Raw genomic sequence first — 14,053 nt, forward strand, 5'->3', positions numbered from 1 at the left:
GTCCCCGGTTTACCGAACCTGGCGGCCGTCACCGCAGCGGACCGTCGCGAAGTCCGGGTTCGTGCCGGGCCGGGTCAGCCGGTGAGGACGTAGCCCTGCGCGCCCTCGACGGTCTGGCCTTCGCAGGCGGCGTCCGGGGAGACGAAGTGCTCGCCGGTGGACGTCCGGCAGCGGATGATCGCCCTCGTGGCCGGTGCCGACGGCTGGGAACCGAGAACCCAGCCGAGGACGCCTACGACCTGCTGCCCCTCGCAGTTCGCGCTGCCCGAGGTGAACGAGTCACTGCCGATCAGGCAGGCGTACAGCGGGGAGGTGCCAGGCACGTCACCGGACTGGTAGATGGCTCCGAGGGTGCTCTCAGCCCAGTAGCCGGCTGGCGCGGGCCCGGTCAGAACGGTGTGATCCGCGCCGTTGTAGTAGCGGACGAGGGCGACCGTCGCGGGGGCGGGAGCCGCGGTGGGAGTGGGGTCGGGCGACGGCGCCGTGGTGGCAGCCGGTGCCGCGCCGGCCTGGTCCGTCGCGGTGGCCGATCCGGGGGACGCCGCCGGAGTGACCGCGGTCTCGGTGCCTGCCGCCGACGCGGCCGCGTCGGACGTCGTCACTGTCGGCGGGGTGGCCGTCCCGGACGGTTGTGAGCCGAGGGCGGCGCCCTCCGCCCGCTGGTGCGCGCCGTCGCGGTTCGCGGCGACCGCGACGGCGGCGATCGTGCCGGCGACGAGTACCGCGGTAAGGGCGGCCCCGGCCGTGATGGCGGATCGGCGGGCTCGGCGCCGGCCGGCTGGGTGGCCTGGATCGATCCGGGTCTGGTCCAGCGGTCCAGCGTCCGGGTCGGCGGTCTCCGCACTGGTGCGCACCATCGCCGCGACGCCGTCGGCGGACCAGCGCGGCGGCATGGGCGAGGACGTCCGCACGGGTGCGGGCGCGGGCAGCTGCGGCGGTGAGGGCGACTGCGGCGGTGAGGGCGACTGCGGAGGTGAAGGCGGCGGCGAGGGTGCGGGCGGCGGCGAGGGTGGGCCGGGCAGCGGCGATGTGCGGAGCAGCGCGGATGTGGCTGGCGACCAGAGCCGGTCCACGGTGTGCTGGGTGAGATCCTCGGCGGCCGCGAGGCTGGTGATCTCGGCGCCGAGGATCGCGGTGAGTGCCTCGTCCGCGCTGGGCCGGCGCGCCGGATCCTTGTCGAGCGCGCGGGTGAGCAGCCCGAGGAGATGAGTCGGCACCCCCGTCAGGTCGGGGGAGTCCCGCAGCATCCTGACGGCCGTCGCGGCGGGCGCCTCGGCGGGGAACGGGTGCCGGCCGCGTGCCGCGTAAACCAGGCACATGGCCCAGGCGAAGATGTCCGCCGCGGGCCCGGCCCGCTCGCCCAGCAGCTGCTCGGGAGCCATCCAGGCGACGGTGCCGAGAACCGCGCCGGTGCCGGTGTGGGCGGTGCCGTCGAGCGCCCGCGCGATGCCGAAGTCGATGATCTTGGGCCCGATCGGGCCGAGCAGGATGTTCGACGGCTTGAGGTCACGGTGTACCAGGCCGGCGGAATGGGCCGAGAGCAGGGCGGCCGCCAGGCCGCTGCCGATGGCGACGAGCCGGGCCTCCGCCAGGCTGCCATGGGCGCCGATCTCGGTCGCGAGGCTCACCCCCGGGACGTACTCCATCGCCAGCCACGGGGACGCGGCATCGACGTCGGCATCCAGGAACTCGGCGACGAACGGGCCGCGCAGCCGGCGGACGGCGGTGACCTCGCGCCGGAACCGCTCGCGGAGCTCGGCGTCGCTGACCAGGTCGGGCCGGATCACCTTGACCGCCGCCGGCCGACCGCCCGCGTCGCGCCCCAGGTAGACGGTCCCCATGCCGCCGGAGCCGAGCCGTGCCTCGAGCCGGTACCGCCCGACGACGGCTGGGTCGGAAGCGACGAGCGCCGCCAGCATCCGGGCTCCTCACACGACGGGCAATCAGGGCGTTCCGCAGCCTAACCGCCCGATTCGCGATGGACCCTCCGCGGGTAGGCGGGGTTCGCGGTGTGGCCGAGTCGTTCTGGATGCTCCCGACATGTAGTGGTCTGACCGGTGGCCACGTCGCGTGGGACGCCTGACCGTGCCCCACCGAATATAGCGTCAACGCTATGACGTGGGGTACCGTCGAGCTGGAACCGGAAGTCCGGGATGGCTGGGACAGCTACCGACCGAGCAGTTCGCGACGGTCGCCTTCTACGTCGATCTGCTCGCGGAGCAGGGTCCGTTGCTGGGTGAGCCCTACACGCGGCAGCTCGATGGCAAGCTGCGGGAGCTGCGCTTTCACCTGGACGGCCAGGCGGTCCGGGTGACCTGCTGGATCGCACCGGGGCGGCGGGTGGTGCTGTTGACGGTGTTCGCCAAGACGTGGATGAGGGAGGTCGCCGAGGTGTCTCGGGCGCGGCGTGCCTTGGCGCGTTGCCTGGCCGAGTCGCGCACGGTGGCAGAAGAGGAAGGGGGCGGCGATGGATGAGCGGGGGGGCTGGGCGGAGCTGCGGGCACGGCGGATGGGCGAGCCGGGTGCGCGCGAGACATATCAGGCGGCCAGGTTGGCGTTCGAGCTGGGTCGGTCGGTGCGGGAGCTACGCCAGCGGCGCGGCTGGAGCCAGGAGGAGCTGGCTCGCGCGGCGGGCATGACACAGTCGGCGGTGGCGCGCTTCGAGGCCGGAGGCACCGTACCGACGCTGCCGGTGCTGGAACGGCTTGCCGAGGCTCTTGACGCCGACCTTGACATGCGGGTCATCCCGCGTCCCGCGGCATAGGAGACGGGCGGGTACCGACCTCGTCCGCCTGGGCAGCGGGCGCGAGATCGGTAGGCCAGCCGTCGGGTGCGCTCAGGTGATGGCGGTGAGCCTGAGCGCACCCGCGTTGGCGGGGGCCAGGTGGGCCTACCGGCCGGTGGTGGCTCCGGCGACGGCGGCGCGGGCGCGAAGGCGGAACTGCTCGAGCTTGTCCTGCGGCCGGATGATCTGGTGGCTCGCAGAGCCTGGTACGTCGGTTTCGGATCCCTCGCGACGTCGATGGTCATCAGTTCGACGACGCCGCCGCGGTAGGCGCCACCCGAGGCCGCGCCGCCCTCGGTGGAGCTGCCTTCGACGGCCCCGCCGTCGCGGGCTAAGTCGTCAACCATTCTCCGCTCCTTGTCCGTCAGACCGATCGGCCCGGTGGGCCGGTGGGGTCGAAGAATCCCGGCGGCGTGATGCCGGCCACCGTCGGACGGAACAATATAGTTGACTCAGTCGGTTGTCTACGCGCCGTGGCGGGAGCACGCGGAAGCGCCCCGGCTGCCGACAGCCGGGGCGCAGGGTGCGCAGGACGAGTGGAGGCGGAGCAGGCTCAGGCGGAACGGGGGACCGGTACCGGCTTCGCCCCGGCGACGGTCGCGGCGTACAGGAACAGCCCGGCCGTGGTGAGCACGAAACCGGCCCAGACCGTGGAGAGCGTTCCCCAGCCGGCGTCGAGGGCTACCGCGCCGCCGATCGCGCCGAGCGAGTTGGCCAGGTTGAGGGCGGCGGTCAGGTCGGTCAGGAGCCGCCCGCGACCGAACGGTGGACGACCTCGAACTCCAGCAGAGACGCACCGGAGGCCACGGGACGGGCACGCTCCCCGGCGTGTGCCTCCATGGCCGGGCCCTTGAGCCACGCCTGGAAGGACTCCTCACTGTCCCAGTGCGTCACGACGAAGTACCGGTTGTCGCCGGCCACCGGCCGCAGCAGCTCGAACGACTCGAAGCCGGGCTGGCCGTCCACGGCGTGCAGCCGGTTGGCGAACCGCTTCTCCAGCTCGGGGCCGGCGCCCTCGGGAACCTCGATGGCATTGATCTTCACGACGCTCACGCCGTTCAGCGTATGACCAACCGCAGGCCGGGCGGAAGGACAGCAGCCATCCGGGCGGGTGACGAGGGCCGCGTGTGGTCAGAGCAGGGCGGGCGGCGGTTTCCGCGCCGCGCGTACCTTTGTGGCCGGTGGCGCGCGTCAGGCTGAGCCACCGGCATCTCTTTCGTCGCGCCTGGTTGCAAAGGGGAACGCGGGCGCCGCCGGTCTGGGCGGCCCGAACGGTGCTCCGGCGCGTGGTTGATTCCCGCCAGGGGGATGATGTGTACGATTTATCGCGGCATCCTGCTCCCTGGCCCGAGGAGGAGCGACCGGCGTGTCGGGACCGCGTGAGAACCCTGTGGTCAACTTTCGTGCGCATGAGCTGAACACCGGCAGCGCGGCGGGCGCCCGAGCTGACTTCGAGCAGATGGTCGCCCAGCTGGTGGACGTCTTTTACCCCGGTGCCCGGCAGGTGAGTGCCAACCCCGGGGACGGAGGCATCGATGTCTTCCACGGTCGGCTCGACGACCGGATCATCGTCTGGCAGTCCAAATACTTCATGCCGCAGGTGGTGCGGTCGCATCGCGACCAGATCAGGGAATCATTTGCTTCCGCGCAGAAAAATGCTCGCGCGCACGGCTATGTGATCGACGAGTGGATACTGTGCGTCCCCAGCTCCATGGATCATCCGACTACGCTGTGGTGGGATGGATGGCGCCGCGCGCAGGAGGCCGAGACGTCGACCAGGATCGATATCTGGGACGAGACCGGTCTGCGGAGCAGGCTCTCCCAGCCCGCGGCGGGAGCGGTGCTCGCGGCGTACTACCCGGCGCACACCAGGTCACGCACATCGCCTCCGGACACGGCGGCAGGAGAAGGCATCCCGCCTTCCGGCTACGGGGCTTCCGGTCGCGGGGCTTCCGACGCGCCGGAAGCCCCGCTCGCGACGGACCCCTTCTCGGCCGACCGGCGTCCACGCGCCGGCGAGACAGCTCGGATCGCCGGATGCGACTGTCTTCTCCAGGGCGACCCACAGGAGTCGCGGGGCGACGGCTGGGTGCTGCGAACGGGCGCGGCGATGGTGATGTCCTCACGGCCCGGCCCGGTCTGGTTTCGTCAGGTGCTGATCCGCCGGCACGATCCGCAGGCGGATGAGCAGGCCGCGGCGATCGCGACCCAGCTGCGCATCCTCGACCGGATCGGCGGCCGTAACGGCCTGCCACGGAAGGCCGCGGGCCGGGTGGGTCCAGGCGAGGCCGCGGTCATCTCGGCTCGGCCGGCTGGCCGGACCTGGCGGGACGTGTTCGGCCCGGTGGCTCCGGCCCGAGCGCGGCCGCTGGACCGGGTGACCGCTGCCGCGCTTCTCGCTGTCGCCGCGGTGGCGGCGGACGTCCTGACCAGGCTGCACGACGAGGGGCACAGCCATCGCGCGCTCACCTCGGACGCGGTGGTGCTCCCCGGCCCCGGGGCGGCGCCGCGCTGCGTGACCTCGGACTGGCCGCCGTCGCGCGCCGGCCGGGTGAGGGCCCTGCCGAGTACCGTGCGCCAGAGCAGGAGCGTCTCGGGTTCCACGGAGCCGAGGTCGGTTTCCGTACCGACGCCTATCGCCTCGCCGCCATGACGTACCACTGCCTGACCGGACGACCTCCGGCTCTCGGGAGCCCGCTGCCGTTGCGCGCCTTCGGTCTCGACCTGCCGGACGACCTGGAGGAGCTACTGAGCGCGGCGCTGGATCCGGATCCGGGCCGGCGGCCCGCCGTGGCTGGCCCGTTCGTCACGGCGTTGCGGGCCGGTTCCGACCACCTCGGTCGGGTCGGGCGCTGATGGCGACCAGTGCGGTCACCCTGCCCGGTGGGATAGCCATCGTGCCGAGCGCGCGAATGGTCGAGAAGATGGCGAGCGCCCGTGTCCGGGGCGATGACGACCTCGATCCCGAAGGTTTCGTCGACCAGCTCCGAAGAATGTCCTCCGGCGTCCCTGCCCGGGTGGAGGCGAAAACCGGGCAGGCCGCAGCCACGCTGCGGCTGTACACCGATACCCATATCGCTTTGCTGCGCCCCACGAACCGCGGTGACGGGTATTTTCTGAATCATGTCGGCCGGTGGTCCTTCCAGGATCACCGAAGCCTCGCCCAGGGTTTCCTGAGTGTCCGCTGCCCGCGGTGGACCGTTCATTCACAGGTCAGGAACATCCCGGCGGGCAGCAGCAGCCATATCGATGTCCTCACCGATGCCTGGACGGCGCTTCGGACGTCCGGATCGCCGGCCGGTCGAATACCCGAGCGGCACCAGGAGTACCTCGACACGGTCGAACGCATCATCCTGCGGACCAGGGATCTGGAACGGGACAGGCTCGCCGTCACGCCGATTCTCTACCGCGCCCGCCGGGCAACGCGGGAGCAGCGCTTCTCCGCCCGCGGGGTCTACGAGTTCCGGCTTGTCGAGAGATGTCAGATCACCGAGGGAACGCTGGTTCAGGTCAACGACGACCGAGGCCTGCGTGGCGTGGTTCTGCGGAGCGAGAACCTGGACGTGACGATCCGGTTCGACGATGTTCCGGACTTCACCCGCATCCCGGCTCAGGGTGCGCTGACGGTGCTGCCGAGCGACGTCGTCTACCGGGCTCAGCTGGGGGCGGTGGCCGCCCTGCGCGACGGCGAGGCGGTCAGTCCCCGTCTGCTGGCGACGCTGGCCGAGCACCGCGTCCAGCGCTCCGCCCCGCCGGACCGGTCGGCGCGCCCGGGCCGTGACCTGGAGCGCAGCCAGCTTGACGCGTTCCAGCGTGCGCGGGGCGAGCCCGATCTGCTGCTCGTGCTGGGGCCTCCGGGAACCGGGAAGACCTGGACGATCACCGAGATGGCCATTGCCGAGGCGGCGGCCGGCCGGGCGGGCGAGGGCCGGGCACGCCGTGTCCTGGTCACGTCACAGAGCAACCGGGCCGTGGACAACGTCCTGCGGGGCCTGGCCGACCAGCTGCGGTGCGTTCGCGTCGGCAACCCGGAGGCGCTGACCGGGCCAGCGCGCGAACTCACCGCCGAGGTCCAGGTGGGGGCGCTGAAGGATGACGTCCTGCGGAACACCGAGCCGATCATGTCGGCCCTGGCACCGTTCGCCGACGTCGGCGCCAGCCAGGACGACGCCGGATTCCGGCTTGGGTTGCTGGGTGAGCATCTCGCCGAGGCGCGGCAGGCGGATCGGGACGTCCAAGCCCGGGACGCCGAGCTGGACGACATCACCCGGCGGCTTCGTGCGCCCCTCGAACCGGAGATCGCCCAGGCCCAGGCCGAGATCGATCGGCTGAACGTGGTGATGGAGCGGCAGCGGGATCGTCACGCCCGGGCCCGGGACCGGTACGAGAAGGCAGCGGCTCGGCGCGTTCCCAGGTGGTGGGCAGGGATCCGCCGTCGCGGCCTCGACCGGCGCGACCGGGCGGTGCGGGCTGCCGCCGAACGGGTCGACGCCGCGGAGCGGGAACTCGCCACGGCTCGGGCGTGGCATGGAGGTCTGCTGGAACAGGTCGCACTGCTCGTGACCCAGGACAGCGTCGGCGGGCGGCTCCTGGCGGAACGGGAGCACGCGTGGGGACGCCGTGAACGGGCGCTCACCCACACCGCGCGGACCGCGGAGCCGCTGTACGCCGAACTGGAGCTGGCCGGATGCGGCCTCGTCCGTCCGGACGGTGAGACCGACGACGTCGCGGTTTGGGAACAGCGGGAGCGGAAGCTGCTCGACGCGGTCGGCCTCGCCCGCACCCGTGCGTCCCTGCTGGACGACTGGCGTGGCCGGATCCCCAGCGCGGACGAGGAGCTCAAACACGAACTGGTCAGCTACGCCGATGTCATCGCCGCGACCTGTATCGGGGTCTCGACGAAGAAGCTGCTCAGTGGGCTGGACTTCGATCTCGCCATCGTCGACGAGGCGGGCCAGATCGCCCTGCCCGACCTGCTGGTGCCGCTCGTCCGGGCCCGCCGCTCGGTGCTCGTCGGAGATCACAAACAGCTGCCGCCCTATCTGGACAACGACGTCGCCCAGTGGTCGCGGGAGCTCGTCCCAGGAACAGAGATCTCCGCCTCGGCGGTGGCCGAGACCCGGGACATCGTCGGGCGCAGCGAGTTCGAGCGGCTCTTCGAGCGGATCGGGGCGGAACACGGGGTGACGTTGACGACGCAGCGCCGAATGCCGGAAACGGTCGCGACGTTCATCTCGAACGCCTTCTACGGCGGGGTGCTCGCCACGATCCATCCCGGCTCCGGGCCCGACCCGCTGTTCACCAGCCCGCTGGCGTTCGTCGACACCTCCGATCAGCCGCCGGCACGGCGCGGCGAAAGCCGTGCCGGCGCGAACGGGGGAATCAGCAACCGGCTGGAGGCGGATCTCATCGCGGCGCTGCTCGCCAGCTACGGCGGCCACCATCGTGACTGGGCGGTGATCGTCCCCTATCGGGAGCAGGTCCAGCTACTGCGGCAGACGCTCGTCCGGCGGCTGGGTGGCCCCGTGAGTGTCGAGGACAACATCGGCACGGTGGACGCCTTCCAGGGCAACGAACGCGACCTGATCATCTATGGCTTCACGCGAAGCAACCGAGGCGGAGAGGTCGGATTCCTCAGCGAGCTACGCCGCCTCAACGTCGCGATGACACGGACTCGCAGGCAGCTCGTGCTCGTCGGCGATCTCGAAACCCTCGGGAGGTCTCGGGACGAGGGCTTCCGAGCCCTCATCGGCGAGCTGCGGGTCACCCTGTCGAGGGTGGGTGACCTGCGTGGTTCCCGGGAGATCGAGACGTGGCTGCATGACGCCGCCGGGCGCACGCAGTGAGCCGCCCGTCCACCGGTGCGTCGGCCCGCACACCCGGCGCGGGCGGAGCCGGCGAGTGGCTGGTGTTCCCCGACTACCGGGCCCTCGAGCTGGTCATGGCGATGCCGGAGATCCGCCCGCTGCGTGTCTTCTCGGTGCGCTGGCCGCTGTGGCAGGTCGAGGCACAGGCGACCTTCGAGGACAGCCAGCCCTTCGACGTCGTCGACCACTTTCTGCTGCGAGGCATCGTCGACGGCCTGCTGCGCACGACGGACGAGCTCGCCCGGTTCTTCGGGCTGTCCCGGTCGCTCGTGACCCGAGGGGTCGAACATCTCGTTCACATCGGCCATCTCGTGGCGGACGGCCCGGAGCCGGGCGTTCTGCGGCCCACGGAGCTGGGCAGCGCTTCGGTCCGGGACGGGGTGCGCTACGTCCTGAAGGAGAGCCGTCAGCTGCTGATGTTCGACGCCTTCACCCATCGCCCGTTCCCGCGGGTCCACTACGACCCGGCGGTGCGCGTCGTCGTGGACGCGGAACCGAAGGCGGGAGACCGGCGTGCCTGGTTCAGACCGCTGACCTCCGTGCGCCCGTTCGAGTTCGACGCGGTGTGGGCGTTGGGATCACGGCCGGACCGGGAGCGGTTCAACGTGCCGAGCAGGTTGCGGAACCTGCATCCGGTCGGCGCCGCGGCGGCCTGGCTGCCGGCCCACCTCGTCCTCGTGGAAGGTGGCGCGGTGCTGGCCTTCACCCAGGCAGCCCAGGAGCGCGACCGGTTCGTCGAGGAGCTGTGCGGTCAGACGCCCCAGGTCGTGCACACCCTCCTGGGCGAGAGTGGCGTCGACGCACGCCAGACCTGGGTGGAATGGCTACGGGCCCACGGGCTGGGGCAGGGCATGCTGGCCGAACTGCCGAACGGCGTCTGGCGGGCGACGCTCCCAGCTCACATGTTCGGCCGGCCGCCCCTGCAGCCTCTGCACCGGCTCGGCTCCTTCCAGGTGAAGGACACCCGTTTCCTGCAGCTGTGGTGCGACGACGAGCAGACGCGGGCGAACGCGGTACGCCGGCGCGCCCTGGCGATCTCCCGCCGGTACGGGATCACCCGCACGGAGTTCGACGACTCGGTCGCCGCCGTGGCGAACCTGCTGGAGGTCCTGGTTCCCACCTTCGACGAGCTGCTCGAACATGCCGCGGAGTCGGGCGCCACCGCACAGCTGCGGTCCTTGGAGGCCCTGCGGTGAAGCTGATGCCGGGCGGGATGACGCCGCTGGCGCGCCCCTGCAGGGTGCGGCCGATGATCACGGTGTGGGCGGGCGCTGACCGTGGCGCCCGCCGGGCGGATGGGAAGGTCACACGGTGGACGCGGGTGCGGTGAGCGCTGCGGAGGCCATGTCGAACAGGTCGGCGACGTAGATCTCGTAGGAGATGTCGGCACTGGTGCCCGCGTAGGGGTTCTCCGGGCCTTCCGCGTTCTCCGCGTGTTCCGGGTTCTCCGCCGGAAACTGGCCATACTCGGCCAGGGCGGTCAGGCACAGGCGGACGAGGTGGGACAACCGCAGCGGCCGCAGCGAGACGGGAACCTTCGCCAGCAGGCCGAGAATCGTCAGGGACACCTCATGCCCCACCGCACCCGCCGGCCTGCCGCCGGCCCACCACGGGTGCAGCCGAGGCGGGTGGGCGCTGAACCGGCTGAGGAAGCCGACATACCAGCTGTCCGGCCGGCGTGCCTCCTCGGCGAGCGGGCGCATCAGGACGTCGAAAAGCTCCCGGACGGTCAGCTCCCCGGCGGTCCGGGCCCGGCCGCGGGACCGGGCCGCGGCCAGCAGCTCGGCTCGGCGCCGGTCGAGCGGTGGCACCCGGTAAGCGACGATCGCGGCGAGCAGGCCCGGCTCACCGCCGAAGTGGTACTGCACGGCGTTGTTGTTGCCGTTGCCGGCGGCCCGGCAGATGTGCCGCAGCGACACCGCCTCCAGCCCCTGCTCCGCGTAGAGCCGCTCCGCCGCGAGCAGGAGCCGCAGCCGTGCGTCCTGGGCCCGCGGCGCGGCGGTGTCCGTCCGGGCCCCGGCCTCCACCGAGGTCGGTGACAGGGGGAGCGATGTCGGCGGCACGGCTACCGGCCTTCGACCTGCTCGACGTCGCCCTGCGCGGAGCCGTCCTGCCGCTCCGCGTCGTCCTGCCGCTCCGCGTCGAACTGCTGCTCCGGGTCGACCTGCTCAGCCTCGTCGTCGGCGACACCGAGCTCGGCCAGCAGGCGGGCTCGCAGGGCGGCGAACTCGGGGTTGGCCCGAGTGCGTGCGCCCCCGAGCCGGACCGGTTCGTCCAGCGAGAGCCGGCCATCGGTCAGGACGGCGACCCGGTCGGCGAGCAGGATCGCCTCGTCGACGTCGTGCGTCACCAGCAGCACGGCCGGCCGGTGGCGCCGGCACAGGTCGCGCAACAGGCTGTGCATCCGGATGCGGGTGAGCGCGTCGAGCGCGCCGAACGGCTCGTCGAGCAGCAGCAGGCCGGGGGAGCGGACCAGGGCTCGGGCCAGCGCCGCCCGCTGGGCCTCGCCGCCGGACAGCGTCGCCGGCCAGGCCCGTTCCTTGCCGCCGAGGCCGACCTCGGTCAACGCCGCGGTGGCCTGGGCGCGCGCGTCACGTGCCCGCAGGCCCAGGACCACGTTGTCCAGCACCCGGGCCCACGGCAGCAGCCGTGGGTCCTGGAAGACGACGGCGCCCCGCTCGGGGACGGTCGCCTGCCCGGTGGCGTCCGTGTCGAGGCCGGCGAGGATACGCAGCAAGGTGCTCTTGCCCGAGCCGGACCGGCCGAGCAGCGCGACGAACTCGCCCGCCGCGATGTCCAGATCGACGCCGGCCAGCACCTGCCTGCCGGCGAACTCGCGGCGTACCCCGCGGACCCAGACCGCGGGCTCGGACGCACCGTTGCTCCTGGGCGTGACGGCAGCTGTGCCGGTGGTGCCGACGGTGCTGGTCGCGGCGGTGGCGGTGGCGACTGCGGTGGTCATGTGGCCTCCAGGCCGCGGCGCCAGGCCAGCGCGCGGCGTTCGAGCAGCCGGACAAGGGCGTCGGAGAGCAGACCGAGGACGCCGTAGACCGCGAGACCGACGACGATGACGTCGGTCTGGCCGAACGTGCGGGCCTGGTCCATGAGATAGCCGATCCCGCTGGAGGCGTTGATCTGCTCGCTCACCACGAGGATGAGCCAGGAGATCGTGAACGCGAACCGCAGGCCGACGAGGAACCCGGGCAGCGCGCCCGGCAGGACCACCCGGCGGATCAGCCCGAGGCGGCCGAGCCGGACGGTGCGAGCCAGCTCCACGAACCGGCTGTCCACGCCGCGGATCGCCGCGAAGGTGTTGATGTACACCGGGAACGCGGTGCCGAGCGCGACCAGGAACACCTTCACCTGCTCGCCGATGCCGAACCAGACGATCGCCAGCGGCACCAGGCCGAGGATGGGAACCGCCCGCAGGATCTGCACGGGTGCGTCCACCAGGTCCTCGCCGAGCTGGAACAGCCCGGACACCAGGGCGAGCACCACGGCGACACCCACCCCGAGCGCGAGCCCGAACGCGACACGGCGCAGGGAGATCACCAGGTTCTCGCCCAGGGTGCCGTCCGCCGCCAGGTCGTAGCCGGTGTGCAGCACGGTCCACGGCCCGGCGAGGATGTCGGCCTGGATCAGCCCGGTCGACGAGCCGATCTGCCAGAAGGCGACCAGGAGCACCGGCCCGAGCATCCGCCGCAGCCATTTCGGTACCGGCCTGCGGCGGGCGCGGTCCGGGTCGGCAAGCGCGAGCGCGACACGGCCCGGCTCCGCCGCGCCGGGAGCCGGAGCGGCGACGACCACCCTGGACGTCGCCACAGCGTCACCGGCGCCGCCGGCCACGGCTCCGCCGGCCGCGGCTCCGCCGGCCCCTGTCCCGGCGGCCTCGGTCCCGGTCCCGGCCTCGGCGTTGCCGCCGCGGCCACCGAGGACGAGCGAGGTGCTCACGCGAAAGCCCCGCCTTCACGCGACTCCGACGGGCTGCCGTCCACGCCGACCGGGACGTCGCCGGCGATCGTGATCCGGTGCATCACCCGGTCGAAGCCGAGGTGGCCGTAGTCGGTCGGAACCAGGTGGGCGGTGGCACGGTTGTCCCAGAAGGCGATGCTGTCGGGCTGCCACCGGAACCGGACGGTGAACGCCGGTGTCGCCAGGTGGCTGAACAGAAGGTCGAGGACCCGCTGGCTTTCGGTGTTGGAAAGCTCGACGATCCGCTGGGTGAAGTTCGGGCTGACGAAAAGGACCCGCTCGCCGGTCTCCGGATGAACGCGCACCACCGGGTGCACCGTCTCGTAGGACGTCCTGGTGAACATTTTCTGCAGTTTGCTGCCGTCACCACGCTCCAGAATGATCTGGTTGACGTGCACCGCGTGCAGACCGTCGATGAGGTCCCGGATCGGCTTCGACAGCGTCTCGTAGGCGACGACCAGGTTCGTCCACTGCGTGTCGCCACCGTAGGGTGGGATGACCACGCCGCGCAGGATGGAGCCCATCGGCGGGTTGTGCACGAACGTCACGTCGGTGTGCCACAGGCTGCGGACCTGGTATTCGGATGAGACGTCCGCGTACGCCCGGGAGTCCAGCGGGAACACCTCCGGGTGGCCTTCGAGTGTCGGCAGGGTCGGGTGCCCCGGGGTGACCTGGCCGAAGAGCCGGCCGAAGGCGATCTGCTGGGCGGGGGTGATGTGCTGGTCGCGGAAGAACACCACCTTCCACTTCAGCAGGGCGGCCCGGACCTCGGCGACGACCTCGGGCTCGATCGGCCCGGTCAGGTCGATTCCGAAGATCTCGGCGCCGATGTAGCCGGACATCGGTCGGACGTCCAGACCGACCTCCGACCGGGTCGCGTCCACGTTCGCGTTCGCGGTTTCGTTCTCGCTGGTGATGGTCACTTCTGGGCCTCCCTGACCGCCGAGTTGTAACGGGCGTCGAAAACCTTCGAGATGTCGACCTTCTTGGGCAGGACGCCGCTGCTGTAGAAGAGGTCGGCGAGCTTCTGCGCGCCGCCGATGCTGTTCGCGTCGATCGGGACGAAAGTTGAGGGAACGCCCGTTCCCACCAGCACCTTCGCCGTGCTGACCGGCACCTTCAGCTGCTCCACGTAGTACTTGTCGATGTATTCCTCGGTGTGGCTGTCACGCCAGTCGACGGCCTTCACCCAGCGCTGAAGGAAATCACCGAGCGCGGCCTGCTTCGCCGGGTCGGACAGCACCTTGCGGGTGGTGATCAGGTACTGCACCATCGGCGAGGCGTCGGCGCCGTCGATCTTGTGCGCGGTCGGGTTGGCCTGTAGGTAGGCCGTGGAGAGCGGCTCGACCGTCACACCGGCGTCGGCGTCGCCGCGGGCCAGCGCGGCCGAGATGTCCGTGATCGCCAGATTGACGATGCTGACGTCCTT

At 71.6% G+C, this 14,053-nt stretch carries 12 protein-coding genes and 2 pseudogenes; 7 read left to right on the forward strand and 7 right to left on the reverse strand.

Features of this window, described 5'->3' with window-relative positions:
- Positions 1-74 precede the first annotated feature (74 nt).
- Positions 75-1,919, reverse strand: coding sequence for a serine/threonine-protein kinase (locus FREUN1FDRAFT_RS07460; protein ID WP_006539376.1), 1,845 nt, complete (start codon positions 1,917-1,919; stop codon positions 75-77).
- Between the two features lie 194 nt (positions 1,920-2,113).
- Here FREUN1FDRAFT_RS07460 and FREUN1FDRAFT_RS07465 point away from each other — a divergent pair.
- The 3 genes and pseudogenes from FREUN1FDRAFT_RS07465 to FREUN1FDRAFT_RS43545 all read left to right on the forward strand — a co-directional run bounded on the left by FREUN1FDRAFT_RS07465 (position 2,114) and on the right by FREUN1FDRAFT_RS43545 (position 3,055).
- Positions 2,114-2,475, forward strand: a pseudogene (locus FREUN1FDRAFT_RS07465) (type II toxin-antitoxin system RelE/ParE family toxin).
- Entirely contained in the window at positions 2,468-2,764 is a 297-nt protein-coding gene (locus FREUN1FDRAFT_RS07470; RefSeq protein ID WP_006539378.1) for a helix-turn-helix transcriptional regulator, read from the forward strand. Before FREUN1FDRAFT_RS07465 ends, FREUN1FDRAFT_RS07470 begins: the two are co-directional and overlap by 8 nt.
- A gap of 120 nt (positions 2,765-2,884) precedes the next feature.
- Positions 2,885-3,055, forward strand: a complete 171-nt coding sequence (locus FREUN1FDRAFT_RS43545) for a hypothetical protein (protein WP_006539379.1) — start codon at positions 2,885-2,887, stop codon at positions 3,053-3,055.
- Positions 3,056-3,526: 471 nt separating this feature from the next.
- Here FREUN1FDRAFT_RS43545 and FREUN1FDRAFT_RS07475 read toward each other — a convergent pair whose 3' ends face one another.
- Positions 3,527-3,838, reverse strand: a complete 312-nt coding sequence (locus tag FREUN1FDRAFT_RS07475) for an antibiotic biosynthesis monooxygenase (RefSeq protein ID WP_193209843.1) — start codon at positions 3,836-3,838, stop codon at positions 3,527-3,529.
- Between the two features lie 313 nt (positions 3,839-4,151).
- Between FREUN1FDRAFT_RS07475 and FREUN1FDRAFT_RS07480 the strand changes: the two genes are divergently transcribed.
- From FREUN1FDRAFT_RS07480 to FREUN1FDRAFT_RS07490, 4 genes are read left to right on the forward strand one after another with little or no spacing between them, the layout of a single operon-like run.
- Complete coding sequence (locus FREUN1FDRAFT_RS07480) at positions 4,152-5,438, forward strand: hypothetical protein (protein WP_006539381.1); 1,287 nt, start codon at positions 4,152-4,154, stop codon at positions 5,436-5,438.
- Positions 5,439-5,488: 50 nt separating this feature from the next.
- Complete coding sequence (locus tag FREUN1FDRAFT_RS45980) at positions 5,489-5,641, forward strand: hypothetical protein (protein ID WP_232295084.1); 153 nt, start codon at positions 5,489-5,491, stop codon at positions 5,639-5,641.
- The gene (locus FREUN1FDRAFT_RS07485) at positions 5,641-8,631 is read left to right on the forward strand and encodes a DEAD/DEAH box helicase (RefSeq protein WP_006539383.1); all 2,991 of its coding nucleotides are present in this window, start codon (positions 5,641-5,643) and stop codon (positions 8,629-8,631) included. Before FREUN1FDRAFT_RS45980 ends, FREUN1FDRAFT_RS07485 begins: the two co-directional genes overlap by 1 nt.
- Complete coding sequence (locus tag FREUN1FDRAFT_RS07490; protein ID WP_006539384.1) at positions 8,628-9,848, forward strand: hypothetical protein; 1,221 nt, start codon at positions 8,628-8,630, stop codon at positions 9,846-9,848. The genes FREUN1FDRAFT_RS07485 and FREUN1FDRAFT_RS07490 overlap by 4 nt, the downstream gene beginning before the upstream one ends.
- Before the next feature lie 108 nt (positions 9,849-9,956).
- Here FREUN1FDRAFT_RS07490 and FREUN1FDRAFT_RS07495 read toward each other — a convergent pair whose 3' ends face one another.
- From FREUN1FDRAFT_RS07495 to FREUN1FDRAFT_RS07515, 5 genes and pseudogenes are all read right to left on the reverse strand, one after another.
- On the reverse strand, positions 9,957-10,715 hold the full coding sequence (locus FREUN1FDRAFT_RS07495) for a TetR family transcriptional regulator (protein WP_006539386.1): 759 nt from the start codon (positions 10,713-10,715) through the stop codon (positions 9,957-9,959).
- Between the two features lie 2 nt (positions 10,716-10,717).
- Positions 10,718-11,614 (reverse strand): ABC transporter ATP-binding protein, encoded by an 897-nt coding sequence (locus FREUN1FDRAFT_RS07500; RefSeq protein ID WP_006539387.1) that lies wholly within the window; start codon positions 11,612-11,614, stop codon positions 10,718-10,720.
- The gene (locus tag FREUN1FDRAFT_RS07505; protein ID WP_006539388.1) at positions 11,611-12,603 is read right to left on the reverse strand and encodes an ABC transporter permease; all 993 of its coding nucleotides are present in this window, start codon (positions 12,601-12,603) and stop codon (positions 11,611-11,613) included. The genes FREUN1FDRAFT_RS07500 and FREUN1FDRAFT_RS07505 overlap by 4 nt, the downstream gene beginning before the upstream one ends.
- A complete protein-coding gene (locus FREUN1FDRAFT_RS07510) occupies positions 12,600-13,547 on the reverse strand; it encodes a TauD/TfdA family dioxygenase (protein WP_006539389.1) in 948 nt (315 codons plus the stop codon). The genes FREUN1FDRAFT_RS07505 and FREUN1FDRAFT_RS07510 overlap by 4 nt, the downstream gene beginning before the upstream one ends.
- Positions 13,544-14,053 (reverse strand): annotated as a pseudogene (locus FREUN1FDRAFT_RS07515) (aliphatic sulfonates ABC transporter substrate-binding protein); the annotation flags it as partial. The pseudogene FREUN1FDRAFT_RS07515 and the gene FREUN1FDRAFT_RS07510, both read right to left, overlap by 4 nt.

Origin of the sequence: Parafrankia sp. EUN1f (assembly GCF_000177675.1) — a bacterium.
Classification (GTDB): Bacteria; Actinomycetota; Actinomycetes; order Frankiales; family Frankiaceae; genus Parafrankia.